The organism is Micromonospora sp. WMMD754, assembly GCF_049315235.1.
In the GTDB taxonomy this organism is placed as follows: Bacteria; Actinomycetota; Actinomycetes; order Mycobacteriales; family Micromonosporaceae; genus Micromonospora; species Micromonospora sediminicola.
This window is the reverse complement of sequence record NZ_CP186058.1, coordinates 3,217,811-3,244,024: the sequence shown is the minus strand read 5'-3', so window position 1 is coordinate 3,244,024 and position 26,214 is coordinate 3,217,811. Positions and strand designations below refer to the sequence as shown.

Annotated in this window: 23 protein-coding genes; 11 read left to right on the top strand and 12 right to left on the bottom strand. The window is 73.9% G+C overall.

The features are described 5' to 3' along the window. Nucleotides 1–2: 2 nt before the first annotated feature. From ACN27B_RS15790 to hutH, 4 genes are read left to right on the top strand one after another with little or no spacing between them, the layout of a single operon-like run. Nucleotides 3–1,223 carry an allantoate amidohydrolase gene (locus tag ACN27B_RS15790; protein ID WP_422745703.1) on the top strand — a complete coding sequence of 407 codons (1,221 nt, stop codon included), beginning with the start codon at nt 3–5 and terminating at the stop codon, nt 1,221–1,223. Beyond that, entirely contained in the window at nt 1,220–2,572 is a 1,353-nt protein-coding gene (locus ACN27B_RS15785; RefSeq protein WP_422745990.1) for a formimidoylglutamate deiminase, read from the top strand. Before ACN27B_RS15790 ends, ACN27B_RS15785 begins: the two co-directional genes overlap by 4 nt. Next, nucleotides 2,572–3,768 carry an imidazolonepropionase gene (hutI, locus tag ACN27B_RS15780; protein ID WP_422745988.1) on the top strand — a complete coding sequence of 399 codons (1,197 nt, stop codon included), beginning with the start codon at nt 2,572–2,574 and terminating at the stop codon, nt 3,766–3,768. The genes ACN27B_RS15785 and hutI overlap by 1 nt, the downstream gene beginning before the upstream one ends. Further along, entirely contained in the window at nt 3,765–5,303 is a 1,539-nt protein-coding gene (hutH, locus tag ACN27B_RS15775) for a histidine ammonia-lyase (RefSeq protein ID WP_422745701.1), read from the top strand. The genes hutI and hutH overlap by 4 nt, the downstream gene beginning before the upstream one ends. 2 nt (nt 5,304–5,305) lie before the next feature. On the opposite strand, the gene rdgB is transcribed toward hutH, so the two are convergent. The 9 genes from rdgB to ACN27B_RS15730 all read right to left on the bottom strand — a co-directional run bounded on the left by rdgB (nt 5,306) and on the right by ACN27B_RS15730 (nt 12,049). Beyond that, the gene (gene rdgB / locus ACN27B_RS15770; protein WP_099162348.1) at nt 5,306–5,929 is read right to left on the bottom strand and encodes an RdgB/HAM1 family non-canonical purine NTP pyrophosphatase; all 624 of its coding nucleotides are present in this window, start codon (nt 5,927–5,929) and stop codon (nt 5,306–5,308) included. Continuing rightward, complete coding sequence (gene rph / locus ACN27B_RS15765; RefSeq protein ID WP_091581009.1) at nt 5,926–6,654, bottom strand: ribonuclease PH; 729 nt, start codon at nt 6,652–6,654, stop codon at nt 5,926–5,928. The genes rdgB and rph overlap by 4 nt, the downstream gene beginning before the upstream one ends. A gap of 54 nt (nt 6,655–6,708) precedes the next feature. Then, entirely contained in the window at nt 6,709–7,455 is a 747-nt protein-coding gene (locus ACN27B_RS15760; protein WP_091581013.1) for an MBL fold metallo-hydrolase, read from the bottom strand. Between the two features lie 225 nt (nt 7,456–7,680). Next, entirely contained in the window at nt 7,681–8,646 is a 966-nt protein-coding gene (locus tag ACN27B_RS15755; protein ID WP_091581018.1) for a PLP-dependent cysteine synthase family protein, read from the bottom strand. A 9-nt stretch (nt 8,647–8,655) separates the two neighbouring features. Next, complete coding sequence (locus ACN27B_RS15750) at nt 8,656–9,000, bottom strand: MoaD/ThiS family protein (protein WP_099162349.1); 345 nt, start codon at nt 8,998–9,000, stop codon at nt 8,656–8,658. A gap of 66 nt (nt 9,001–9,066) precedes the next feature. Beyond that, complete coding sequence (locus ACN27B_RS15745) at nt 9,067–9,555, bottom strand: Mov34/MPN/PAD-1 family protein (protein WP_091581027.1); 489 nt, start codon at nt 9,553–9,555, stop codon at nt 9,067–9,069. A gap of 55 nt (nt 9,556–9,610) precedes the next feature. Then, the gene (locus ACN27B_RS15740; RefSeq protein WP_091584094.1) at nt 9,611–10,114 is read right to left on the bottom strand and encodes a DUF2017 domain-containing protein; all 504 of its coding nucleotides are present in this window, start codon (nt 10,112–10,114) and stop codon (nt 9,611–9,613) included. Next, nucleotides 10,111–10,401 (bottom strand): ATP-dependent Clp protease adapter ClpS, encoded by a 291-nt coding sequence (gene clpS / locus ACN27B_RS15735; protein ID WP_091269570.1) that lies wholly within the window; start codon nt 10,399–10,401, stop codon nt 10,111–10,113. The genes ACN27B_RS15740 and clpS overlap by 4 nt, the downstream gene beginning before the upstream one ends. Nucleotides 10,402–10,516: 115 nt before the next feature. Next, on the bottom strand, nt 10,517–12,049 hold the full coding sequence (locus ACN27B_RS15730; RefSeq protein ID WP_253866663.1) for a hypothetical protein: 1,533 nt from the start codon (nt 12,047–12,049) through the stop codon (nt 10,517–10,519). 224 nt (nt 12,050–12,273) lie between these two features. Here ACN27B_RS15730 and ACN27B_RS15725 point away from each other — a divergent pair, with 224 nt between their 5' ends. From ACN27B_RS15725 to ACN27B_RS15710, 4 genes are read left to right on the top strand one after another with little or no spacing between them, the layout of a single operon-like run. Beyond that, nucleotides 12,274–14,946, top strand: coding sequence for a LuxR C-terminal-related transcriptional regulator (locus ACN27B_RS15725; RefSeq protein WP_422745697.1), 2,673 nt, complete (start codon nt 12,274–12,276; stop codon nt 14,944–14,946). A gap of 16 nt (nt 14,947–14,962) precedes the next feature. Further along, nucleotides 14,963–16,249, top strand: coding sequence for a nicotinate phosphoribosyltransferase (locus ACN27B_RS15720; RefSeq protein ID WP_091581035.1), 1,287 nt, complete (start codon nt 14,963–14,965; stop codon nt 16,247–16,249). 14 nt (nt 16,250–16,263) lie between these two features. Next, a complete protein-coding gene (locus ACN27B_RS15715) occupies nt 16,264–16,845 on the top strand; it encodes an isochorismatase family protein (RefSeq protein WP_099162352.1) in 582 nt (193 codons plus the stop codon). A 39-nt stretch (nt 16,846–16,884) separates the two neighbouring features. Further along, complete coding sequence (locus ACN27B_RS15710) at nt 16,885–18,126, top strand: MFS transporter (RefSeq protein ID WP_422745694.1); 1,242 nt, start codon at nt 16,885–16,887, stop codon at nt 18,124–18,126. 536 nt (nt 18,127–18,662) lie between these two features. Here ACN27B_RS15710 and ctaD read toward each other — a convergent pair. After that, complete coding sequence (ctaD, locus tag ACN27B_RS15705) at nt 18,663–20,420, bottom strand: cytochrome c oxidase subunit I (protein WP_091581043.1); 1,758 nt, start codon at nt 20,418–20,420, stop codon at nt 18,663–18,665. 127 nt (nt 20,421–20,547) lie between these two features. Then, entirely contained in the window at nt 20,548–21,654 is a 1,107-nt protein-coding gene (locus ACN27B_RS15700; RefSeq protein ID WP_422745692.1) for an FAD-dependent monooxygenase, read from the bottom strand. Between the two features lie 290 nt (nt 21,655–21,944). Between ACN27B_RS15700 and ACN27B_RS15695 the strand changes: the two genes are divergently transcribed. Then, complete coding sequence (locus ACN27B_RS15695; RefSeq protein ID WP_422745690.1) at nt 21,945–23,087, top strand: GH12 family glycosyl hydrolase domain-containing protein; 1,143 nt, start codon at nt 21,945–21,947, stop codon at nt 23,085–23,087. A 60-nt stretch (nt 23,088–23,147) separates the two neighbouring features. Here ACN27B_RS15695 and ACN27B_RS15690 read toward each other — a convergent pair whose 3' ends face one another. Next, nucleotides 23,148–23,930: an aldo/keto reductase gene (locus ACN27B_RS15690; RefSeq protein WP_099162356.1), complete on the bottom strand. Its 783-nt coding sequence runs from the start codon at nt 23,928–23,930 to the stop codon at nt 23,148–23,150. A gap of 70 nt (nt 23,931–24,000) precedes the next feature. Here ACN27B_RS15690 and ACN27B_RS15685 point away from each other — a divergent pair, with 70 nt between their 5' ends. Both ACN27B_RS15685 and ACN27B_RS15680 read left to right on the top strand, forming a co-directional pair. Continuing rightward, the gene (locus ACN27B_RS15685; protein ID WP_099162357.1) at nt 24,001–25,035 is read left to right on the top strand and encodes a DNA polymerase ligase N-terminal domain-containing protein; all 1,035 of its coding nucleotides are present in this window, start codon (nt 24,001–24,003) and stop codon (nt 25,033–25,035) included. An 8-nt stretch (nt 25,036–25,043) separates the two neighbouring features. Beyond that, a complete protein-coding gene (locus ACN27B_RS15680) occupies nt 25,044–26,207 on the top strand; it encodes a threonine synthase (RefSeq protein WP_099162358.1) in 1,164 nt (387 codons plus the stop codon). Nucleotides 26,208–26,214 lie beyond the last annotated feature (7 nt).

Genomic DNA, 26,214 nt, shown 5'->3' with positions numbered 1-26,214 from the left:
CCTTGTTAACGCATTCTGCATTGGAAGGGTCCCTTCCTCACCGGTTCCGGGAGCTGTGGGACGAGATCGCGCCGATCGGGCGGGACGCGGGCAGCGGCGGCTACCTGCGCTACGCGCTGACCGAGCCGGAACTCACCCTGCGCGCCTGGTTCCGGGACCAGGCCGACCGGCGCGGCATGCCCGTGTCCGAGGACGGCAACGGCAACCTGTTCGCCTGGTGGGGCGACCCGGCGGCCGGCGGCGCGGTGCTCACCGGCAGCCACTTCGACTCGGTGCCGCACGGCGGGGCGTACGACGGGCCGCTCGGCATCGTCAGCGCGTTGCTCGCCGTGGACGAACTGCGGGCCACCGGCGTCACCCCGGTCCGGCCGGTGGTGGTGGCCGCGTTCGTCGAGGAGGAGGGCGCGCGGTTCGGCGTACCCTGCCTGGGGTCCCGGCTGCTCACCGGCGAGATCGAGGTCGACCGCGCGGCCGGGCTGCGCGACCACACCGGGGTGAGCTTCGCCGACGCGCTGGGCGACCGGCCGGCGGGCGCCGACCCGGCGCTGCTCGGCCGCTTCGCGGCCTTCGTCGAGCTGCACGTCGAGCAGGGCCGCGCCCTGGTCGACGCGGACGCGCCGGTCGCGGTGGCGTCCGCGATCTGGCCGCACGGCCGGTGGCGGTTCGACTTCACCGGCGAGGGCAACCACGCGGGTACGACCCGGATGGCCGACCGCCGCGACCCGATGCTCACCTACGCGTTCACCGTGCTCGCCGCGAACAAGGAGGCCCGGCTGCGCGACGCGCACGCCACCGTCGGCCGGGTGTCGGTCGAGCCGAACGCCACGAACGCGATCCCGTCCCGGGTCACCGGCTGGCTGGACGCGCGGGCGGCCGAGGCGGACACGCTGTACGGTCTGGTCGAGGCGGTACGGACCAAGGCCACCGAGCGGGCCGGCCGGGACGGCACCGCGCTGACCTGCACGCAGGAGTCGGCGACCCCGCTCGTGGCGTTCGACGGCGGGCTGGCCGGGCGGCTGGTCACGCTGCTCGACGCGCCGGTGCTGCCCACCGGCGCCGGGCACGACGCGGGGGTGCTGGCTGCGCACCTGCCCACCGCGATGCTGTTCGTGCGCAACCCGACCGGGGTGTCGCACTCCCCCGCCGAGTCCGCCACCGACGCCGACTGCGCCGCCGGGGTGGCCGCCCTGGCCCGGGTGCTGGAGGAGCTGGCATGCCGTTGACCCGCTGGCTGGCCGAGTACGCCTGGCTGCCCGACCACGCCGAGCCCACCCCGGACGTGCTGATCGAGGCGACGGACGGGCGGCTCACCGCCGTCACCCCGCTGACCGGCGGCGGGGTGCCGGCCGCCGGGGTGGAGGTGCTCGGCGACGCCACCCGGCTGCCCGGGCTGACCCTGCCCGGGCTGGCCGACGCCCACTCGCACGCGTTCCACCGGGCGCTGCGCGGGCGCACCCACGACGGGCGCGGCGACTTCTGGTCCTGGCGGGACCTCATGTACTCGGTCGCCGCCCGGCTCGACCCCGACTCCTACCTCGCGTTGGCCCGGGCCGTGTACGCGGAGATGGCGCTCGCCGGGATCACCTGCGTGGGCGAGTTCCACTACCTGCACCACGGCCCCGGCGGCACCCCGTACGACGACCCGAACGCGATGTCCGCCGCGCTGGTCGAGGCCGCCGCGCACGCCGGGATCCGGCTCACAGTGCTCGACGCCGCGTACCTGACCGCCGGCGTGGACGGCGCGGAGCTGGTCGGCCCGCAGCGCCGGTTCGGCGACGGCGACGCGTTGCGCTGGGCGGAGCGGGTCGACGCGTTCCGCCCGGCCGACGAGCACGTCCGGCTCGGCGCGGCGATCCACTCGGTCCGCGCGGTGCCCGCCGAGCAGCTCGCCACCGTGGCCGGCTGGGCCGACCGGCACGGGCTGCCGCTGCACGTGCACCTGTCCGAGCAGCCGGCCGAGAACGACGCCTGCCGGGCCGTGCACGGCTGCACCCCGACCCGGCTGCTCGCCGACCACGGCGTGCTCGGCCGGCACACCACCGCCGTGCACGCCACCCACCCGACCGCCGCCGACGTGGCGCTGCTCGGCGACAGCCGCACCGGCGTCTGCCTCTGCCCCACCACCGAGCGGGACCTGGCCGACGGGATCGGCCCGGCCCGCCGGATGGCCGAGGCGGGCAGCCCGCTCAGCCTCGGCAGCGACAGCCACGCCGTGGTGGACCTGTTCGAGGAGGCCCGCGCGGTGGAGCTGGACGAGCGGCTGCGCACCCGAAAACGGGGGCACTTCAGCGCCGCGGACCTGGTCACCGCCGCCACCGTGGGCGGGCACGCCGCGCTCGGCTGGGGTGACGCCGGCCGGCTCGCCGTCGGCGACCGGGCCGACCTGGTGACGGTACGGCTGGACAGCGCCCGCACGGCCGGCGTGCCGCCGGTCGGCGTGTTCTTCGCGGCCACCGCCGCCGACGTGACGCACGTGGTGGTGGACGGCCGGACCGTGGTGGCCGACGGCCGGCACCTGACCGTCGACGTCCCCACCGAGCTGCGGGACTCCATCGCGGCGGTGTTGTCGTGATCGGCAGCCTGCTCGTCGACAACATCGGCGAGCTGGTCACCAACGACGGTCGGGCCGGCGACCCGCTGGGCCTCCGCCGTGACGCCGCCCTGCTGATCGAGGACGGCGAGGTGGCCTGGGTCGGGCCGGCCCGCTACGCGCCCGCCGCCGACCGGCGGATCGACGCCGACGGCGCGGCCGTGCTGCCCGGCTTCGTGGACAGCCACGCCCACCTGGTCTTCGCCGGTGACCGGGCCGCCGAGTTCGCCGCCCGGATGGCCGGCGAGCCCTACACCGGCGGCGGCATCCGGACCACCGTCGGCGCCACCCGCGCCGCCTCCGACGACGACCTGCGCGCCACCGTGCGCCGGCTGCGCGCGGAGATGCTGCGGCAGGGCACCACCACCGTCGAGATCAAGAGCGGGTACGGCCTGACCGTCGCCGAGGAGGCCCGTTCGCTGCGGATCGCCGCCGAGTTCACCGAGGACACCACGTTCCTCGGCGCGCACGTGGTCCCCGCCGAGTACGCGGACCGCCCGGACGACTACGTGGGCCTGGTCTGCGGCCCGATGCTCGCCGCCGCCGCGCCGTACGCCCGCTGGATCGACGTGTTCTGCGAGCGGGGCGCGTTCGACGCCGACCACGCGCGGGCGATCCTCGCCTGCGGGCAGGCGGCCGGTCTGGGCGTGCGGCTGCACGCCAACCAGCTCGGCCCCGGCCCGGGGGTCCAGCTCGGGGTGGAGCTGGGCGCGGCGAGCGTCGACCACTGCACCCACCTGACCGACGCCGACATCGACGCGCTCGCCGGTTCGACCACCGTCGAGTGGCTCTCCGGGCCGCCGACCGGCACGGTCGCCACGCTGCTGCCCGGGGCGGAGTTCTCCACCCGCTCGCCCTACCCGGACGCGCGCCGGCTGCTCGACGCCGGCGTCACCGTGGCGCTGGCCACCGACTGCAACCCCGGCTCGTCGTACACCTCGTCGATGCCGTTCTGCGTCGCGCTCGCCGTACGCGAGATGCGGATGACCCCGGCGGAGGCGGTGTGGGCCGCGACCGCCGGTGGGGCGGCGGCGCTGCGCCGCACCGACGTCGGCCGGCTGACCCCGGGGGCCCGGGCCGACCTGATGATCCTCGACGCCCCCACCCACCTGCACCTGGCCTACCGGCCGGGTGTGCCACTGATCCGCCAGGTTCTGCACAACGGAGTGCCGCGATGACCACCGTGACCATCCTGTCCACCGGGATCACCCCCGCCGACGTGCTCGCGGTGGCCCGCGGCACCGCCAAGGTCGTGCTCGACCCGGCCGCCACCGAGGCCATGGCGACCAGCCGGTCCATCGTGGACGGCATCGAGGCCGCCGGCCGCCCGGTGTACGGCGTCTCCACCGGGTTCGGGGCGCTGGCCAACACGTTCGTCGCCCCGGAGCGGCGGGCCGAGTTGCAGCACGCGCTGATCCGCTCGCACGCGGCCGGCGTGGGCGCGCCGATGCCCCGCGAGGTGGTGCGGGCCATGATGCTGCTGCGGGTGCGCTCGCTCGCGCTGGGCCGCTCCGGCGTCCGCCCGCTGGTCGCCGAGGCGCTGGTGGACCTGCTCAACCACGAGGTCACGCCCTGGGTGCCGGAACACGGCTCGCTGGGCGCGTCGGGTGACCTCGCGCCGCTGGCGCACTGCGCGCTGGTGCTGCTCGGCGAGGGCTGGGTGCTCGGTCCGGCCGGCGACCGGATCCCCGCCGCCGACGCGCTGCGCCGGGTCGGGCTGAGCCCGATCGAGCTGGCCGCCAAGGAGGGACTGGCGCTGATCAACGGCACCGACGGCATGCTCGGCATGCTGCTGCTGGCCGTCCGCGACGCCCGGCACCTGTTCGCCATGGCCGACGTCACCGCCGCGCTGGCCATCGAGGCGATGCTCGGCTCGGAGCGGCCGTTCCTGCCCGAGCTGCACGCCATCCGCCCGCACCCCGGGCAGGCCGCCTCGGCCGCGAACATCCACCGGCTGCTGCAGGGTTCGGCGGTGATGGACTCGCACCGCGACGACCTGGCCCACGCGGTGCAGGACGCGTACTCGATGCGCTGCGCCCCGCAGGTGGCCGGCGCGGCCCGGGACACGCTCGACTTCGTCGAGGTGGTCGCCGGCCGGGAGCTGCTGTCCGTGGTGGACAACCCGGTCGTGCTGCCCGACGGGCGGGTCGAGTCGACGGGCAACTTCCACGGCGCGCCGCTCGGCTTCGCCGCCGACTACCTGGCCATCGCCGCCGCCGAGGTGGGCGCGATCGCCGAACGGCGGGTGGACCGGCTGCTCGACGTGGCCCGCAACCGGGACCTGCCGGCGTTCCTCTCCCCCGACGCCGGGGTGAACTCCGGGCTGATGATCGCCCAGTACACGGCGGCCGGCATCGTGGCGGAGAACCGCCGGCTGGCCGCCCCCGCCTCGGTCGACTCGCTGCCCACCAGCGGCATGCAGGAGGACCACGTCTCGATGGGCTGGGCGGCCACCAAGAAGCTGCGCACCGTGCTGGACAACCTGACCAGCCTGCTCGCGGTGGAACTGCTGGCCGCCGTACGCGGACTTCAGCTGCGCGCGCCGCTGGAGCCGTCGCCGGCGGGCCGGGCGGCGCTGGCCGCGCTCGGCGAGGCGATCGGCGAGCCGGGGCCGGACGTGTTCCTCGCCCCGCTGATGGAGGCGGCGCGCGAGGTGGTGCGCGGGCCGGCGCTGCGGGCCGCGATCGAGCGGGAGATCGGCCCGCTCGGCTGATCTCAGGCGGCGGGCGGCAGCACCTTGGCGACCAGCTTGGCCAGCTCCCGCAGCGCCTTGCCGCGGTGGCTGACCGCGTCCTTCTCCTCGGGCGTCAGCTCGGCGTTGGTCCGCTCCTGCCCGTCGCCCAGGAAGATCGGGTCGTAGCCGAACCCGCCCTCGCCGCGCGGCGCGCGCAGCAGGCGGCCCGGCTGCCGGCCGTCGACCAGGTGCTCCTTGCCGCCCGGCAGCACCAGCGCCACCGTGCAGACGAAGGCCGCGCCGCGGTGCTCGTCCGGCACGTCGGCCACCTGGTCCAGCAGGAGCTGGAGGTTGGCCCGGTCGTCGCCGTGCCCCCCGGACCAGCGGGCGCTGAACACGCCGGGCATGCCGTTGAGCGCGTCCACCGCGATGCCGGAGTCGTCGGCGATGGTCGGCAGGCCGGTGCGCCGGCAGCCCTCCCGGGCCTTGATCAGCGCGTTCTCGCCGAACGTCAGGCCGGTCTCCGGCAGCTCCGGATATTCCTCCACGTCGTCGAGGCCGAGCAGGGCGATCCGGTGGGCGCCGAGCGCGCCGTCCAGGATCCGCTGCAACTCGACGAGCTTCTTGCGGTTACGGGTGGCCAGGAGCACCTTGTTGTCGGTCACAGGTTCAGCGCCTTCCGCTGCGCGTCGGCCAGTTCCAGGCAGCCCGCCACGCCCAGGTCGAGCAGCGCGTCGAGCTGGTCGCGGGCGAAGACACCGGCCTCGCCCGTGCCCTGCACCTCGACGAAGTCGCCGGCGCCGGTGCAGACCACGTTCATGTCGACCTCGGCGGTCACGTCCTCGGCGTAGCAGAGGTCGAGCATCGGCTCGCCGCCGATCACACCGACGCTCACCGCGGACACCGAGCGGTGCATCACCTTCTCCACCTTGCCGGTGAGCGCCTTGCGCTCGGCCAGCCAGGTCACCGCGTCGTACAGGGCGACGTACGCGCCGGTGATCGCGGCGGTGCGGGTGCCACCGTCGGCCTGGAGCACGTCGCAGTCGAGCACCACGGAGTTCTCGCCCAACGCCTTCAGGTCGACGCAGGCACGCAGGCTGCGGCCGATCAGCCGGGAGATCTCGTGGGTACGACCGCCGACCTTCCCCCGGACGCTCTCCCGGTCGGAACGGGTGTTGGTGGCGCGGGGCAGCATCGCGTACTCGGCGGTCACCCAACCCAGCCCGGAGCCCTTGCGCCAGCGCGGCACACCCTCGGTGACGCTGGCCGTGCAGAGCACCCGGGTCGCGCCGAACTCGACGAGCACCGAGCCCTCCGGGTGGGTGCTCCAGCCCCGGGTCAGCGTCACCGGTCGGAGTTGGTCGGGCCGCCGCCCGTCAGGTCGCGCCATGCCTGCACCCTATGCGGTGCGGTGACCGCCCCGCCCGCGGGTGCCGCCGGCCGGTCAGATGTCGTAGCTGGCGCCCGCCCGGACCACCTCGAGCGGCCCGGCGAACGCCCCGGCCGCCGACTCCACGGTGTGCGACTCGCTGCCCCAGGCGGGGACGAGATGGGTGAGCAGCAGCCGTCCCACCCCCGCCTTGGTGGCCGCCTCGCCGGCCTCCCGGCCGGTCAGGTGCAGGTCCGGCGGGTTGTCCACGCCGTCCATGTAGCTGGCCTCGCAGAGGAACACGTCGGCGTCCTGGGCCAGCCGCAGCAGCGCTTCGCAGGGCGCCGTGTCGGCGGAGTAGCAGAACACCCGACCACCGTGCTCCAGCCGCACCCCGTACGTCTCGACCGGGTGGTTCATCCGGTCGACGGTGACGGTGAACGGGCCGATCGGGAACGTGCCCGGCTGGAGGCCGTAGAACTGGTAGACGTCCTCCACCGAGCCTTCCTCCTGCCCGTACGCGCTGGCCAGCCGGTCGGGCGCGCCGGAGGGGGCGTACATCGGCAGGGGCGGGTACGGGCCGTCCGGCGCGTACCGGCGCACCACCACGTAGGACACCGCGTCGAACATGTGGTCGCAGTGCAGGTGGGTGAGGAGGACGGCGTCCGGGGCGTGCAGCCCCACGTAGCGCTGGAGCGTGGAGAGCGAACCCACCCCGAAGTCGATCAGGAGCCGGAAACCGTCGGCCTCCAGGAGGTAGGCGGAGCAGGGGGACTCGGGCCCGGGGAAGCTGCCCGCGCAGCCGAGGACGGTCAGTCGCATCCGGTTGCCTCGATCTCACGGTGGGTAGTCGACGCGTCCGCAGTCGCCCCGCCGTTGATCTCTACCGACGCGCTCGCCACGCTGCGCAGCCTACGCGTCGGCCCGGTCGGGCAAGAATCATCTGCCGGAAGTTGTCATCAACGTGACACCCGTACACGTCTGGTCCCGGGAGATGACGACGGTCCGGTCGGCGACACGTCGCCGACCGGACCGACCGTCGGGCCGTCAGGCCCAGAGCTGACCCTCCAGGGCGTCCTCGGCGTCCGCGAGGGTGCCGCCGTACGCCCCGGTCGACAGGTATTTCCAGCCGCCGTCGCAGACCACGAAGGCCACGTCGGCACGGCGGCCGTCGCGGACCGCCTCGTGCGCCACGGCGAGCGCGGCGTGCAGGATCGCGCCGGTCGAGAACCCGGCGAAGATCCCCTCGACCTCGACGAGCTGACGGGTCCGCAGCACCGCGTCCCGGGTGCCCACCGAGAACCGCCGGGACAGCACCCCGGCGTCGTACAGCTCGGGCACGTAGCCCTCGTCGATGTTGCGCAGGCCGTAGACCAGCTCGCCGTAGCGCGGCTCGGCCGCCACGACCTGGATCCCGTCGACCTTCTCCCGCAGGTAGCGGCCGGTGCCCATGAGCGTGCCGGTGGTGCCCAGCCCGGCCACGAAGTGGGTGATGCCCGGCAGGTCGTGCAGCAACTCCGGCCCGGTCGTCTCGTAGTGCGCCCGGGCGTTCGCCTCGTTGCCGTACTGGTAGAGCATCACCCAGTCCGGGTGGTCGGACGCGATCTGCTTGGCGGTGGCGACGGCCTGGTTCGAGCCGCCGGCGGCCGGCGAGAAGATGATCTCCGCGCCGTACATCCGGAGCAGTTGCACCCGCTCGGTCGAGACGTTCTCCGGCATCACGCACACCAGCCGGTAGCCCCGCAGCTTCGCCACCATGGCCAACGAGATGCCGGTGTTGCCGCTGGTCGGTTCCAGGATGGTGTCGCCGGGGCGGAGCCGGCCGGCCTCCTCGGCCGCGCGGACCATGAACAGGGCCGCGCGGTCCTTGATGCTGCCGGTCGGGTTCCGGTCCTCCAGCTTGGCCCAGAGCCGCACCGGCGGCGCGCCGTCGGGCACCGTCGGCGAGAGCCGCGGGAGCCCGACCAGCGGCGTGCCGCCGGAGGCGTCGAGCAGACTGTCGTACCGCGCCATGCCGACCCCCTAGCGGGCGGCGGTGGCGCGCGCCGCGACCGCGTGCGAGGCGATCGCCGCCGCCGCGGCGAAGCCGAACGCGCCGCCGGCCACGGCCGGCAGGATGGTCACGCTGTCGCCGTCGTTGAGCTTGGCGTCGAGCGCGCCCAGGAAGCGGACGTCCTCGTCGTTGACGTAGACGTTGACGAACCGGTGCAGCGCCCCGGCGTCGGTGACCAGCCGGCCCCGCAGGCCGGCGTGCCGGGAGTCCAGGTCGGTGAGCAGGTCGGCGAGCGTGTCACCGCTGCCCTCGACGACCTTCGCGCCGCCGGTGTAGCTGCGCAGGATGGTGGGGATGCGAACCTCGATGGCCATGGTGTCTCGTGCTCCTCGTTCGGGTCGTGCCAGGTGACGGACAGGGAAGATGTGCCGGCGCTGGGGTCAGCGGCCGGAACACTCGTAGTCGACCGTCGCCGGGCTCTGCCCGAACATGTAGGACTGGACGGCGTGCGGGTCCACGGCGGCATCCACGATCTCGACCGGCTCCTCGGTGACCACGCCGTCGACGATCCGGAAGGAGCGGATCTCCTCGGTGTCGGACTCACGGGTCGAGACGAGCAGGTAGTGCGCTCCCGGCTCACCGGCGAAGGAGACGTCCGTGCGGGACGGGTAGGCCTCCGTGGCGGTGTGCGAGTGGTAGATGACGACCGGCTCCTCGTCGCGGTCGTCCATCTCACGCCAGACCCGCAACTGCTCCATCGAGTCGAACTCGTAGAAGGTCATCGAGCGGGCGGCGTTGTCCATCGGGATGTGCCGGGTCGGGGTGTCGCTGCCGGCGGGACCGGCGACCACGCCGCACGCCTCGTCCGGGTGGTCCCGACGCGCGTGGGCGACGATCGCGTCGATGATCGACCGGTCGATGCTCAGCACGCCGCCCAGCCTAGCGCCTGGCCGTCCCGGGCGGCGAGGTGGCGACCGTCACGACTCAGTCGATGAGCGCGTTGAGCAGGGACTCCTGCAGATATCCGAGATAGGCGTAGACCGACAGTTGGAACACCCGGGACGAGGCCGGGTCCGCGGCGACCGCGTCGTCGAGCTCCTCGCCCAGGTCGGTGCCGTCCTTGATCTCCAGCCGGACGCCCATCGCCAGCCGGGCGTCGTTGAGCGCGCGCAGCCACGCCTCGGCCGCCTCCGCGTCCAGCCGCACCTCACCCCCGGCGTCGCCGTCGGGCAACGCGGCGAGGATCGCGCCGGCCTGGTCGATCTTGGCGGTCTTGAGGTCGCCCTCGGTGTAGCGGCGGAACTCGGCCGTGCCCGCCGCGTCCTCCGGATAGACCTCGGGGAACAGCCGGCCGACCACCGGGTCACCGTGGTCGAAGCCGTCGGTCAGCAGCCCGACCACCTCGGAGGCGACCTTGCGCAGCACGCGCACCTCGTCGACGGCGAACGTCGCCACGTAGCGGTCGCCCCGGCGGCGGAACATGCTCATGAGCGGTCCACCGTCGCCCACAACCCGTACGCGTGCAACTGCGACGCGTCGTGCTCCATCCGCTCCCGGGCCCCGCTGGAGACCACCGCCTTGCCCTTGTGGTGCACGTCCAGCATGAGCTGTTCCGCCTTTTCCCTGCTGTACCCGAAGAGCTTCTGGAAAACCCAGGTCACGTACGTCATCAGGTTGACCGGATCGTCCCAGACGATGGTCACCCACGGCCGGTCGGAGACCGGCACCTCTTCGGTGTCCGGCGTCTCGACCGGCGCAACCTGTGGAGCCGCCATGCCCCCCATCGTGCCACCGGATCCGGGGAACCGATGAACCGGAACGGCGCGGCGGTCGGGATCACCCGCCCGGGCCGCGAACGTCGGCCCGGCCGCCCCCGCGGCGCCCCTGTTCTCAGGCAAGCAGGATGCCGTGGTCGACAGCATCGGTGAGCACCGCGCTCAGCGAGAGACGGATCACCTCGAAGCGGCGGGACACCTCCCGGGACAGTTCCAGCTCGACCTCGCGCAGGGCCCGCTGGGCCCAGGAGCGGGCGGCGCCCGGGTCGTCGTTGCCCGGCGACCGCCAGTGCTGCCAACAGCCGCCGTTGAGCGCCACGCCGATCGGCGGCAGCACCTCGTCGCGCTCCGCCCCGGGCAGGCCGGCCAGCGCGTCGAGCGCGCCGGTGCCGGTCAGCCCGGCCACCCCGGCCGTGCTGGTGACCAGGAGCACCCGGTCCAGCTCCCGGCTGTCCGGGTGGTCGGCCAGGCCCCAGCGCACGGCGTGGTCGATCCGCCGACGCACGCCCTCGGCGAGTGGCGCGCCGAAGACCCGGGCGGCGGCGTCGTCGACGATGCCGCGGACCGCCTCGTCGCACTGGGCCGTGGCGAGCAGCGACAGCGCCTCCAGCTCACGGTCGAGCAGCTGCGGCAGACCGGCGCAGCCGACCCCGAAGACGATCTCCTGCACCACCCGCAGGTGGATGTTGGCCAGCTCCAGGGCGAGGTGCTGGCGGATCCGCTGGGCGCAGGAGCGGGCCTGGCGGTCGATCCGGTCGGTCAACTCGGCGGGCTCGACCCCGGCCACCACCGGGACCCGGCCGTGCGCGCCGGGCGGCTCCGGCGGCCGGGCGCTGGCCCGGCGCAGCCCCTCGTCGGCGGCCCAGCCGACCAGGGCCCGGCGCAGGTTCGGCAGCTCCGCCGCGCGGGCCGGGAACCACCGCGCCGGGGCGAGAGCGGGCACCGCGGCCAGCAGCGCCGCGCGGTGGGCCGCGATCGAGACCGCCACCGGGTCGAGCCGACCGGCGGGGCCGGGCGGGCCGGTCCGGCCGGCCGACGGAACGGACGCCCCCGTGTCCTCCACCGCCGCGCCGTCCGCCGGCGCCGCCCAGCCGGTCACGCCGGGGGTGACCGCGAAGAAGACCGCGACCCGGGCCCGCGCCACCTCGGCCAGCAGGTGCAGCTCGACCGCGCTGAACGCCTGGTCGGCGGAGATCGTGAAGAGCAGCGCGCCGGCCCGACCCACGGCGTCCAGCAGCACCCGGCCACCGGCCACGCCGAGGGCGCCGGTGTCCGGCGTGTCGAGCACCGAGAAGTGCCGCAGCAGCGGGTCGGGCAGGCTCAGCTCGACCCGGCGCGGCGGCCGGGCGAGCGCCGGGCCGGCGGCGAGCGGGTCGGCGCCGTAGGAGTGCGGCTGGCGGTAGCCCGGGACGTACGCGGCCCGGGTGGCGACCTTGGCGTGGTTGACCAGCAGGTGACTGCCGGCGGGCACGGCGAGCGTCCCGGCGTCCAGCCCGAGCAGGCCGGCGATCAGCTCCCGCCGCCCGGCGCCCGCCGGACCGGCGACGACCACCGCCATCGGCTCGTCCGGCCCCGGCTCGGTCACCCCGACCCGGGTCGGCAGCGGGGCGCACCGGGGCGGCTCGGCCGGGCCTCCTGTTTCGGGCACGTCGACCGAGGGGAGTGGACCCGGCTTCATCAGGCGGCCTCCCGGTCAGGCGACCGGGGGGCCGGTCGCGGTCGAATCCCCTGGTCGCGGGGGATGCCGGAAGAGTACGTGTGTCAGGGATCCGACACCGAACACATCCGGTACTCACGGGTAATGAACAGATTACTCAACTTCACTGCGTGACGGTCTGCGCGCGGACGGAACACCATCGATATGCTGCACCGATGAGTAGGTGGGAGTTCGTCGGCCGAACGGATGAACTCAACCGTCTGTTGTCGGCGGTCGGTGGCCCGGAGGGGCGCGGACTGCTCTTCAGCGGCGACGCCGGCGTCGGCAAGAGCCGGTTGCTGCGGGAGGGGGTGGCCGCGCTCTCGCCCGAACGTCACGCCATCTGGTCCGTCGCGGCCAGCGCGACCACCGCCGCGCTGCCGTTCGGCGGGCTGGTCCAGGTGCTCCCGGCCGCGCAACCGCAGGGCCTCTCCCCCGCCGGGATCCTGCGCTGGGCCGTGGACGTGCTCCAGGAACAGGCCGCCGGCCGGCCCATCGTGCTGGCCATCGACGACGCGCACCTGCTCGACCCGCCCTCGGCGGCGCTGGTGCACCTGGTCGCCCGGTCCGAGAACGCCACCGTGATCGGGACGCTGCGCAACGGGGAGCAGATCCCGCTGCCGATCCGCGCCCTGTGGACCGACGACCTGGTCGACCTGGTCGAGCTGGCGCCGCTCGGCCCGAGCGAGACCACCGGGCTGCTCGCCGCGATCCTGGGCGGCCCGGTCGACGCCGGCTCCTCCGAGCGCCTGTTCCGGCTCTCCGCCGGCAATCCGCTGCTGCTGCGCGAGCTGGTGCTGGCCGCCGACGACGAGCTGAAGAGCACGTACGGGATCTGGAAGTGGACCGGCCGGCTGGAGCTGGCCCCCAGCCTCACCGACCTGATCGACACCCGGATCGGTCAGCTCACCCCCGGCGTCCGGGCCGTGGTCGAGCTGGTCGCGTTCGGCGAGCCGCTCGGCCTGCACCTGCTCGAGCAGGCGGTCGATCCGACCGACGTGGAGACGGCCGAGGAACGCGGGCTCATCACCATGGTCCGCGACGACCGGCGGCTCAACGTCCGCCTGGCCCACCCGCTCTACGGCGAGGTGATGCGCCGGCAGTGCCCGGTCAGCCGCACCCGGCGACTCCAGGCCACCCTGGCCGGGCTGCTGGAGCGGGTCGGCCAGCGTCGCCGGGACGACCTGCTGCGGGTCGCGGTGTGGCGGCTCGACTCGGGCACGGCCCAGGACGTGGCGCTGCTCCTCGACGCGGCCGTGCAGGCCTTCGGCCGGTACGACGTGCCACTGGCCACCCGGTTGGCCCGGGCCGCGCTGGAGGCCGGCGGCGGCACCGACGCGGCCGAACTGCTCGCCACCATCCTCATGTTCGGCGACCGGCCGGACGAGGCGATCGGGGTGCTCGACCAGGTCGCCGGCGAGATCCACGACGACCGCCGGCGGAGCCGCTGGCTGACCGTCCGGGGCATGGTCAGCTACTGGGGCCTCAACCGGGAGTCCACGGTGGAGGAGATCGCCGCCCGCGGCGAGGAGCTGTCCGACCCGGCCGACCGGGCCCGGGTCCGCGCCTTCGAGGCCATCATGCGGCTGCACCGGCTCGACGTCGACGTCGCGGTGCGGCTGGCCCAGGAGGTGCTCGACCGTCCGGCCGCCCCGATGGCGGCCCGCGAGCTGGCCCGCTGCACGCTCGCCCACCTCCAGGCGGCCCAGGGGCAGTACCGCCGCAGCGCCACCGCGATCGCCCGGGTGCAGGCCGAGGCCGCGTGCTGGCGGTCCGACATGCCCTACCTCCAACTCGCCATGGAGCTGGCCCGGGGCACCCGGCTGGCGCTCTCCGGCGACCTGGCCGGCATCGACGCGATCGTCGCGGACGAGTTCGCCGACCTGGCCGGCTCCGGCGACTTCCGGCTCGGCACCGGCTACCTGGCCATCCTCCAGGCGTACGCGGCCCGCCTGCGCGGACGCGGCGACGACGCGCTCAAGACCAGCCTGGGCGCCTGCGCGGTGCTCGCCACCAGCCGGGTGTACGCCGGCCTGGCGCACGCCGAACGCGCCCAGGCGGCGGCGTTGCGGGGGGACGCGGCGCACGCGGCCGAGGCGATGGCCGAGGCGGACCGGACGCACGCGCCCGGGATGGCCGTCCTCTACCCGTGGCTGGAGCAGGCCCGGGGCGCGGCGCAGGCGGCGGTCGGCGACCTGCCGGCGGCCACCAAGCACCTCTGCGCGCTGGCCGACCGGCTGCGCGAGGACGGGCTGGCCGGGCACGAGCTGCTCGTCCTGCTCGACCTGGTCCGGTTCGACCAGGCCGCCGCGCCGGTCGGACCGACCTGCACCGACGGCGGCCGGCGCACCGTGGCGCAGCGCCTCGCGGAGCTCTCCGAGCAGGTGGACGGGGTGCTGCCGCCGCTGGTCGCCCGGTACGGCCGGGCGTCGCTCGACGGCTCCCCCGACGACCTGCTCGCGGTGGCCGACGGCTTCGCCGCCCGCGAGCTGGTCGTCTACGCCGCCGAGGCCACCGCGATGGCGCTGCACCGGATGCGGGACGGGCGCGCGGGGGCGACCGGGCCGGTCCGGGAGCGCCTCGCCGACCTGCTGCGCCGCTGCGACGAGATCTCCACCCCGGCGCTGCGCATGCTCCGTCCCACGCTCAGCGACCGGGAGTGGGAGGTCGCCCGCCTCGCCGCCGAGGGCGTGACCAGCCGTGCGATCGCCGAGCGGCTGTTCCTGTCCACCCGCACCGTGGAGAACCACCTCCAGCGGGTCTACAGCAAGCTCGGCGTCACCGGCCGCGGCGAGCTGCGGGCCGCGCTGCGGTCGATGCCGGGGCACGACGGCGCGGATCCGGCCTGAACTCTAGGCTGGGGCGGTGAGCACCCTTCGCCCCGCGCTGCTGACCGACCACTACGAGCTGACCATGGTCAGCGCGGCCCTGCAGGACGGCACCGCCGACCGACGCTGCGTCTTCGAGGTGTTCAGCCGGCGCCTGCCGGCCGGCCGCCGGTACGGGGTGGTCGCCGGCACCGGTCGCCTGATCGAGATGATCCGCGACTTCCGCTTCGACCCGGCGGAGATCGACTTCCTCCGTCGCACCGGCGTGGTCGACGACCGCGCCGCCCGGTGGCTGGCCGACTACCGCTTCACCGGCGACGTCGACGGCTACGCCGAGGGCGAGCTGTTCTTCCCCGGCTCCCCGATCCTCACCGTGTCCGGCACGTTCGCCGAGTGCGTGGTGCTGGAGACGCTGGTGCTGTCGGTGCTCAACCACGACTGCGCGGTCGCCGCCGCGGCGGCGCGGATGGTCACCGCCGCGCGGGGCCGGGCGCTGATCGAGATGGGCTCGCGCCGGGCGCACGAGGAGGCCGCGGTCGCCGCCGCGCGGGCGGCGTACCTGGCCGGGTTCCGGTTCACCTCCAACCTGGCCGCCGGGCAGCGCTACGGCATCCCCACCGCGGGCACCGCCGCGCACGCGTTCACGCTGCTGCACGACGACGAGCGGACCGCGTTCGCCTCCCAGGTCGCCACGCTGGGCAAGGACACCACGCTGCTGGTCGACACGTACGACATCGCCCAGGGCATCCGCAACGCCATCGCGGTCGCCGGCCCGGAGTTGCGCGCGGTCCGGATCGACTCGGGCGACCTCGCAGTGATCGCCCAGCAGTCCCGGGAGCTGCTCGACTCGCTCGGCGCCACCGAGACGAAGATCATCGTCTCGGGCGACCTGGACGAGTACGCGATCGCCTCGCTGGCCGCCGAACCGGTGGACATGTACGGCGCCGGCACGGCAGTGGTGACCGGCTCCGGCGCGCCCACCGCCGGCCTCGTCTACAAGCTGGTCGAGGTGGAGGGGCGTCCGGTGGTCAAACGCTCCGAGCACAAGGCCACCATCGGCGGTCGGAAGGTCGCGGTACGCCGGCACAAGCCGACCGGCACCGCCACCGAGGAGGTCGTCGTGCCGCAGGGCGTGCCCGACCGGCAGCCCAACGACCGGCTGCTCCAGCACTCGTTCGTGGTCTCCGGCGAACCGGTCACGCTCCCGACGCTGGACGAGTCCCGCGAGCACCTGCGACAGTGTCTGATCTCCATCCCGTGGGAGGGGCTCAAGCTCTCCGGCGGGGACCCGGCCGTTCCGGTGACGGTCGTACCCGCGAGCTGAGGAGGACCGGCCAGATGGCGAACGCCCTGATCATCGTGGACGTGCAGAACGACTTCTGCGAGGGCGGGTCCCTCGCGGTCGGCGGTGGGGCCGGGGTGGCCGCCGGGATCTCCCGGCTGCTCGCCGCCGAGCCGGACCGCTGGGACCACGTGGTCGCGACGAAGGACTACCACATCGACCCGGGCGCGCACTTCGGCGACCCGCCGGACTTCGTCGACTCCTGGCCCCGGCACTGCGTGGTCGGCACGTCCGGCTCCGAGTTCCACAGCGAGCTGGTCACCGACCGGGTGGAGGAGATCTTCCACAAGGGCGAGCACGCGGCCGCGTACTCCGGTTTCGAGGGGCACGCGCGCGACGGCGAGTGCCTGGCCGACTGGCTGCGCCGCCGCGACGTCGACCGGGTCGACGTGGTCGGCATCGCCACCGACCACTGCGTACGCGCGACCGCGCTGGACGCCGCCCGGGAGGGCTTCCGCACCACGGTGCTGCTGGACCTGACCGCGGCCGTCGCCCCGGAGACGCTGGACGTGGCGCTGCGCGCGCTCGACGGCGCCGGGGTCGCCATGGTGGGCGAGCCTGTGATCAGGGCCGCTTGACCAGGTAATCGCTTGCGGCTGTCGTGCCCCCGGCCCAGGATGGCGCGGGAGGTACGGACCGTCGTGAACCTGAAGCCTTACCGGGAGGCCCTCGCCCTGCCCGGCCTGCGGTCGTTGCTGCTGGTGTCCGTGCTGGCCCGCATGCCGCTGACCGCGACCGGCGTGACGCTCACCTTCTACGTGGTGCTCGACCTGGGGCGGGGCTACGGCGCCGCCGGTCTGGTCGGCGCCGCGTCGACCATCGGCGCCGCGCTCGGCTCACCGCTGCTCGGCCGGCTGGTCGACCGGCGCGGGCTGCGGCCGGTGCTGCTGCTCACCACGGTCGCCGAGGGCCTGTTCTGGGCCGCCGCGCCGACCCTGTCGTACCCGGTGCTGCTGCCCGCCGCGTTCCTGGCCGGGCTGCTCGCGCTGCCGGTCTTCTCGGTGGTCCGCCAGTCGATCGCGGCGCTGGTGCCGGCGGAGCGACGCCGGCCGGCGTACGCGCTGGACTCGATGTCGGTGGAGCTGTCGTTCATGGTCGGCCCGGCCTTCGCCGTGGCCCTGGCCACCACCGTCACGCCCCGGCTCACCCTCTGGGCGGTGGGCGCCGGGATCGTCGCCGCCGGCATCTGCTTCTGGCTGCTCGACCCGCCGACCCGGGCCGCCGACGAGCCGGCCGGCCCGCAGCGCGCGGTGTCCCGCCGGGAGTGGCTCACCCCGCGCCTGCTCGCCGTGCTGGCGGTCAGCCTGGCCGCCACCCTGGTGCTGGGCGGCACCGACGTGGCCGTGGTGGCCGTGCTCCGCGCCGGCGGCGAGGTCGGCTGGACCGGCGCGGTGCTGGCCGCCTGGGCGGTCGCCTCGCTGGTGGGCGGCTTCGCCTACGGCGCGGTCCGCCGCTCCTTCCCCCCGCTGGCGCTGGTGGCGGCGCTCAGCCTCACCACCATTCCGGTCGGCCTGGGCGGGTCGCACTGGTGGCTGCTCAGTCTCGCGCTGATCCCCACCGGGGCGCTCTGCGCGCCCACCATCGCGGCCACCTCGGACGCGGTGAGCCGGCTCGCACCGCCCGGCGTCCGTGGCATGGCGATGGGCCTGCACGGCTCCGCCGTCACCGTCGGCATCGCGCTCGGCGCGCCGCTGGCCGGCGCGGTGATCGACGCGTCCGCGCCGGCCTGGGGCTTCGTGGTCACCGGGGTGATCGGGCTGCTGGTGGCGCTGGCCGTGCTCCCGGTCGAGCTGCGTCACCGGCGCCACTCGGCGCCCGCCGCCACCCCCGAGCCCGAGCTGGCCCCGGCCACCCCCTGACCGCCGTTCCCACCCGCGCGGGATGCCCTCCGATCCCGCCCTCGGAACTGCCGGACCGGTCCGACCAGCGGCCCCCGCCGGCACGCCCGACAGGGTCGCCCTCGTCCCAGGCACCGGGCCCGTCTGGCACCCGCGGAGGTCGCGGTGGCTGCCCCGACCCAGCCCTTCGACCGACCCGGTCCAGGCACCCCCGCACGGCACACGCCGCGCAGCCCCGAGCGACCCGGCTCAGCGGTGTTGACCAAGGAGTTCGCGTCCGAAAAGGCACCGATCTCCGGCGCAAACTCCTTGGTCACCACAGGGCGGGGTAGATCGTGCACGGCCCCTGTCCGCCGATAGGGACAACTCCCCCAATCCACCCCTGCGTCGATCATGAAGTTGGCGGCGACAAAACGGACCAACCGCACCACCAACTTCATGATCGACCGGGGCGGGCGGACGGGAGAGGGGGGAAGGGCGGGAGGGGTGGGAAAGGCGACGGGCGCCGCGCCCCCGGGTGGTGGGGTGCGGCGCCCGTCGTGGGCTCGCCAGGCGGTCTAGCGCTGGTCGAGGTTGCCCGCGGTGTCCTCCTGGTAGCTGGCGCCACCGTTGACCTCGCTGGTCAGCGGCTTGGCGCCACCCTCGGGCGGGCCGGCCAGGGACTGCCCGGCGGCCAGCTCGGGGAACTTCGCGTCGAAGGCCGGCCGCTCGGAGCGGATCCGCGGCATCCGGTCGAAGTTGCGCAGCGGCGGCGGGGAGCTGGTGGCCCACTCGAGCGAGTTGCCGTGACCCCACGGGTCGTCGACCTCGACCACCGGACCGGTCTTGTACGACTTCCAGCAGTTCCAGATGAACGGCAGGGTCGAGATACCGGTGATGAACGCGCCGATCGTGGAGATCATGTTCAGCGTGGTGAAGCCGTCGCTGGGCAGGTAGTCGGCGTAGCGCCGGGGCATGCCCTCGTTGCCCAGCCAGTGCTGCACCAGGAACGTGGTGTGGAAGCCGATCATGGTCAGCCAGAAGTGGATCTTGCCGAGTCGCTCGTCGAGCATCCGGCCGAACATCTTCGGGAACCAGAAGTAGATGCCGCCGAAGACGGCGAACACGATGGTGCCGAAGAGCACGTAGTGGAAGTGCGCCACCACGAAGTACGAGTCGTGCAGGTGGAAGTCGAGCGGCGGGCTGGCCAGCAGCACACCGGTCAGACCACCGAAGAGGAAGGTCACCAGGAAGCCGACCGCGAACAGCATCGGCGTCTCGAAGGTGATCTGGCCCCGCCACATGGTGCCGATCCAGTTGAAGAACTTCATGCCGGTGGGCACGGCGATCAGGTAGCTCAGGAAGCTGAAGAACGGCAGCAGCACCTGGCCGGTGGCGAACATGTGGTGCGCCCAGACGCTCATCGACAGAGCGGCGATGGCGATGGTCGCCGCCACCAGGCCCTTGTAACCGAAGATCGGCTTCCGGGAGAACACCGGGATGATCTCGGTGATGATGCCGAAGAACGGCAGCGCGATGATGTAGACCTCGGGGTGACCGAAGAACCAGAACAGGTGCTGCCAGAGCATCGGCCCGCCGGTCGCCGGGTCGTACACGTGGGCGCCGAGCAGGCGGTCCGCGGCGAGCGCGAAGAGCGCGGCGGCCAGCAGCGGGAAGACCAGGATGGCCAGCAGGCTGGTGACCAGCATGTTCCAGGTGAAGATCGGCATCCGGAACATGGTCATGCCGGGCGCGCGCAGGGTCAGGATCGTGGTGATCAGGTTGACCGCGCCGAGGATCGTGCCCAGACCGGAGATGGCCAGGCCGACCACCCACATGTTGGCGCCGACGCCCGGCGAGTGCTCGACCGTGCTCAGCGGCGTGTAGGCCGTCCAGCCGAAGTCGGCCGCGCCACCCGGGGCGATGAAGCCCGCGGTGGCCAGCGTGCCGCCGAACAGGTACAGCCAGTAGGCGAACGCGTTCAGCCGGGGGAACGACACGTCGGGCGCGCCGATCTGCAGCGGCACCACGTAGTTCGCGAAGGCGAACACGATCGGCGTCGCGAAGAACAGCAGCATGATCGTGCCGTGCATGGTGAAGAGCTGGTTGTACTGCTCGGGCGACAGGAACTGCAGCCCCGGTCGCGCCAGCTCGGCGCGCATGATCAGGGCCATCAGGCCACCGATCATGAAGAACGCGAACGCGGTGACCATGTACATGATCCCGATCTGCTTCGCGTCCGTGGTGCGCAGCAGCCGCGCGATGGCCGACCCCTTGACCGGCTCGCGGACCGGCCAGGGCCGGGTCACGACCGGCTTGGGTGCGACGGTGGTCACGAGTGGCCTCCGGTTCTGGGTTGTCCCGCTCGGCGCGCTGGTCATCGGCGCAGCCGTCATCCGCAAGGAGGATAGTCCCCGGTAGGTGGCCCCGCCGCGTGGGGTGGGCGGCTACGATCTTCGGCCCTCACAGCGGGCCGGTGAGGAGCCGGTAGTGCTCCCCGAAGATCCGCCCGCCGCGCCCGCGCAGCAGCGGGTCGCGCAGCGCCGGCGGCACGTCCCGGGTGCGGTTGCGGTCCCGGGTCCGGTCCCGCACCCAGCGGGTACGCGGCCGGCGACGACTCTCGTACGCGATCAGGGCGGCGTCGACGCTGCCGGCGGCGTGCAGCGACTCGGCGAGCACGACGGCGTCCTCCAGCGCCATGGCGGCCCCCTGGGAGAGCGTCGGCGCGGTCGCGTGAGCGGCGTCACCGACGAGCAGCACCCGGCCGTGGAACCAGCGCCCCAGCTCGACCTCCTCGGTGCGTTCGACGTGCACGGTCTCCAGCGCGGCCAGCACCTCGGGCACCGGACCGCCGTAGTCGCCGAACAGCTCGTGCAGCCGGGCGAGCGGGTCGGCCGGCAGGTCGGTGCCGGCCTCGTCGGCATAGCAGTAGAGCCGACCGGCGCCGAGCGGCACGACCAGGAAGCCGGCGCGTTGCCCGAGCAGGGCGGTCCAGTCGGCCACCCGGGGACCGCCGCGCACGACGGCGCGGTAGACCACCTGGCCGGCCGGGCGGGGCGGGCCGCCGAGCGCCGCCAGCGTGCGCACCGCGGAGCGGGGCCCGTCGGCGCCCACGACCAGGTCGTACTCCCCGCAGGTGCCGTCGGTGAAGCCGACCGTGACGCGGCCGGGCAGCGGCTCGACGGTGCTCACCTCGGCGCCGTGCCGGACCGCGCCGCCGGCGCCGGTGAGCAGCACCCGGTGCAGTTCGGCCCGGGGCAGCGCCCGGCACTCCCCCACCCCGGCCCAGAGCGCGTCGAGGTCGACCTCGCACAGCGGCGCCCCGGCGGCGTCGAGGAAGCGCTGCCGGTGGACCACCTGGCCGAGCGGGCGCAGCGGACCGTCCAGGTCGAGGCGGCGCATCGCCCGGGCCGCGTTGCCGGGCAGATAGAGGCCGGTGTCGGTGTGCTCGGTGGGCGGCAGCCGCTCGGTGACGTCGGGCCGGAACCCCGCCAGGCGCAGCGCCCGGGCCACGGCGAGGCCGGCGATGCCCGCGCCGACGACGAGGATGCGCAGGGGGGAACCACCCATCGTGGGGTACGCCTCCGGAGGGGATCGGAACGCGTTGGAGGCAAGACATTACTCGCCGCAACCAGGCGGCGAAAGTGCCCGTCGGCCCTGGCGCGGGCACCCGGTCGACGGCCCCCGCCATCCCACCAGCAGGAATCCCACGCCAACCGGAGGATCGGCGCCCACGACAGCTTAACCGGTCCAGTTGCGCAACGGTTTCAGACATGTAAATGTGTGACGTGAACGTGGGAGCGCTCCCGCTCGTACCACCCCACAGATCCGGCGCCCCTCGCGCCGAGCCAAGGAGCATCATGAAGCGTCCACTCAGGGCCATCGCCGCGGCCGGTCTGCTGGCCGCCAGCGCCGTCGTCGCCGTCGCGCTCGGCGGCAACGCCTCCGCCGACACCCAGATCTGCGAGCAGTACGGCTCGACCACGATCGGCGGCAAGTACGTGGTGCAGAACAACCGCTGGGGCACCAGCGCGCAGCAGTGCATCAACGTCACCTCGACCGGCTTCTCGATCACCCGGGCGGACGGCTCCGCGCCGACCAACGGGGCGCCGGTCTCCTACCCGTCGGTCTTCGTGGGCTGCCACTACACCAACTGTTCGCCGGGCACGAACCTGCCGGTCCAGGTGAAGAACATCAGCAGCGCGCCGGCCAGCATCAGCTACAACTACGTCAGCGGCGCGATCTACGACGCCGCCTACGACATCTGGCTCGACCCGTCGCCCAAGCGGGACGGGGTCAACCAGATGGAGATCATGATCTGGCTCAACCGGCAGGGCCCGATCCAGCCCATCGGCTCGCCGGTCGGCAACGCCAGCATCGCCGGCCGGACCTGGGAGGTCTGGCGGGGCAGCAACGGCTCCAACAACGTCATCTCGTACGTGGCGCCCTCGGCGGTCCCCAGCTTCAGCTTCGACGCGATGGCGTTCATCAACGACACCCGCAACCGCGGCGCGATCACCAACGACTGGTACCTGACCAGCATCCAGGCCGGCTTCGAGCCGTGGCAGGGCGGCGTCGGGCTGGCCGTCAACTCGTTCTCGCAGAGCGTCAACACCGGCAGCAACCCGCCGCCCACGACCACGCCGCCGACCGGCAACCCGACGACGAACCCGCCGTCCGGCACGGCCTGCACCGTGACGTACCGGGCGACGAACGTGTGGAACAACGGCTTCACCGCCGAGGTGACCATCAAGAACACCGGCTCCGGCACGATCAACGGCTGGACGCTGAACTACAACCTGCCCTCCGGGCAGAACGTGACCAGCGCGTGGAACGCCACCGTGAGCCAGAGCGGCTCGGCGGTGACCGCGCGCAACGTCAGCTACAACGGCACCCTCTCCCCGGGCGCCTCGACCAACTTCGGCTACCAGGCCACGCTGAACGGCAGCTTCTCCGCGCCGAGCAGCTTCTCCCTCAACGGCGCCACCTGCGCCCGGGGCTGACCACCGCAGCGCGAAGGGGCGCGGTCGCCACCGCGACCGCGCCCCTTTCCGCGTGCGCGGTCAGCCGCCGAGGGCGTCGATGTCGCGCATCTCCTCGGCGGTCAGCGAGAACCCGAACACGTCGGCGTTGACCCGGATCCGCTCCGGCGTGACCGACTTCGGGATGACCACGATCTCGTGGTCGATGTGCCAACGCAGCACCACCTGGGCCGGCGACACGTCGTGCGCCTGCGCGATCCGGACCAGCACCGGGTCGGACAGGTCACTGGTCTTGAACGGGCTGTAGCCCTCCAACGCCACCCCCCGGTCCCGGTGGGCGGCGTGCGTCTGCCGGTCGTACAGCGACGGGCTCCAGCGGATCTGGTTGACCGCGGGCGTCTCCTCGGTGGCCTGGATCAGCTCGTCCAGCTGCGCGACCGAGTAGTTGCTCACGCCGACGGCCCGGGCCAGGTTCTCGTCCCGGGCGGCCAGCATCTCCCGCCAGACCGGGATGCTGTCACCGGGCGCGGACGGCGGCCAGTGCACCAGCCACAGGTCGACGTACCCGGTGTCCAGGGCGGCCAGGCTGGCCTCGATCGTCTCCCGCTCCCGGCCCACCCGGTCCGGCGGCAGCTTGGTGGTGATGAACAGGTCCTCCCGGCGCAGTCCGCTCTCCTTGACCGCGCGCCCCACCTCCTTCTCGTTGCCGTACATCGTCGCGGTGTCGATGTGCCGGTAGCCGGCGTCCAGCGCGGCGAGCACGGCCTGGTAGCCGTCCTCGCCGGTGGCCTGCCAGGTGCCGAAGCCGAGCAGGGGGATCCGGACGTCGCCGGGGAGCGGAAGGGTGGGCTGGTCGAGGTCCATGTCGTCGGTTCTACCCCTGATCGTCGCCGCCATGCCGGCGCGACGGGCCGGTCTGACGGACAATGCGGGGGTGGCGGACCGGCTGGAGGAGTACCGGCGCAGGCGGGACGCGGCGCGCACCCCGGAGCCGGTGCCCGAGCGGACCCCGCGCCGCCGGCGGCCGGCCCGGTCCGCGCCCCGCTTCGTCATCCAGCAGCACCACGCCCGGAGCCTGCACTGGGACCTGCGGCTGGAGCACGACGGCGTGCTGGCCTCCTGGGCGGTGCCGCGCGGCCTGCCCCGCGAACCGGGCCGCAACCACCTCGCCGTGCACACCGAGGACCACCCGATGGAGTACCTGACCTTCTCCGGCGAGATCCCGGCCGGGGAGTACGGCGGCGGGCGGATGACCGTGCACGACACCGGCACCTACCGCGCGGAGAAGTGGCGCGACGACGAGGTGATCGTCGTGCTCGACGGCGAGCGCACCAAGGGGCGGTACGTCCTGTTCGCCACCGGGGGCCGGGGCCGGGACTGGATGGTCCGCCGCACCGACCCGGCGCCGGCGGGCTGGACGCCGATGCCCGAGCTGGTCCGCCCGATGCGCGCCGCCGAGGGGAAGCGGCTGCCGCGCGACGCCGACGCCTGGGGGTACGAGCTGCGCTGGCCGGGCGTGCGGGCGATGGCGTACGTCTCGGGCGGCCGGCTGCGACTGCTCGACGGCGACGACGCGGACGTGACCGCTGCGTACCCGTGGGCGCGGGCGATGGCCGAGGAGCTGGCCCCGACCGAGGTGGTGCTGGACGGCGTGCTGGCGCGGATCGACCCGGCCGGCCGACTCCACCCGCCCACCCGACGCGACGGTCAGTTCCTCGCCGTGGACCTGCTCTGGCTGGAGGGCGTGAGCAGCCTGGACGTGCCGTACGCGCAACGCCGTGACCTGCTCGACGGTCTGGCGCTCGCCGGCCCGCACTGGCAGACTCCGCCCTGGTTCCCGGGAGTCGGCGCGGACGCCCTACGGGCCGCCCGTGAGCAGGGGCTCCCGGGAGTGGTGGCGAAACGCCTCGACTCCCCGTACGAGCCGGGCCGGCGCAGCCGGCACTGGCTGAGCATCGACGCGAGCTGAGGACCACCGTGCACCTGACGCACCTGGAGTGCCCGCGCTGCGGCCTGGAGCATCCGGCCGACAAGCCGCAGAACCTGTGCGGGTGCGGCTCGCCGCTGCTGGCCCGCTACGACCTGGCCACGGTGGCCGCCACGGTGACCCCGGAGCAGTTCGGGCTGCGCCCGGCCGACCTGTGGCGCTACCGGGAGCTGCTGCCGGTGGCCGACCCGAGGTTCGTCACCACGCTGGGCGAGGGCTGGACGCCGATGTGGCGCGCGCCGGCGTACGGCCACGAGATCGGCATCGCGGACCTGATCGTCAAGGACGAGGGGCTGACCCCGACCGGGTCGTTCAAGGCGCGGGGCGCCGCCGTCGGCGTGAGTCGGGCCCGGGAACTGGGCGTCGAGCGGATCGCCATGCCGACAAACGGCAACGCCGGGGCGGCCTGGGCGACGTACGCGGCGCGAGCCGGGATGGGCGCGACGATCGCCATGCCGCTGGCCGCGCCGACCATCTGCCGCCAGGAGTGCCTCGCCGCCGGCGCGGACCTGCGGCTGGTCGACGGCCTGATCAACGACGCCGGTCGGGAGATCGCCGAGCTGGTCGCCGGGTCGGACGGGCGGATCTTCGACGCCGGCACGCTGCGCGAGCCGTACCGCCTGGAAGGCAAGAAGACGATGGGGTACGAGATCGTCGAGCAGCTCGGCTGGCAGGTGCCCGACGTCATCGTCTACCCGACCGGGGGCGGCGTCGGGTTGATCGGCATCCACAAGGCGCTGCACGAGCTGCGTGAGCTGGGGTGGGTGGAGGACCGGCTGCCCCGTCTGGTGGCCGTGCAGTCCAGCGGCTGCGCGCCGATCGTGCGCGCGTTCGCGGCCGGCGAGGCGCGGGCCACCCCGTGGGCGGACGCGCACACCGTGGCGTTCGGCATCACCGTGCCGGCCCCGCTCGGCGACGAGCTGATCCTGACCGCGCTGCGGGACAGCGCCGGCACCGCGATCGCGGTGGACGACGCGGAGATCCTCACCGACCTGCGCGACTTCGCCGCCCGCGAGGGACTGCTGTTGTGCCCGGAGGGCGCGGCCTGCCTGACCGCCGCCCGGCACCTGCGGGCCGGCGGCTGGATCCGCCCCGACGAGCGCGTGGTGGTGCTGAACACCGGCGCCGGCATCAAGTACCCGGACCTGGTGTAAGGAGGGG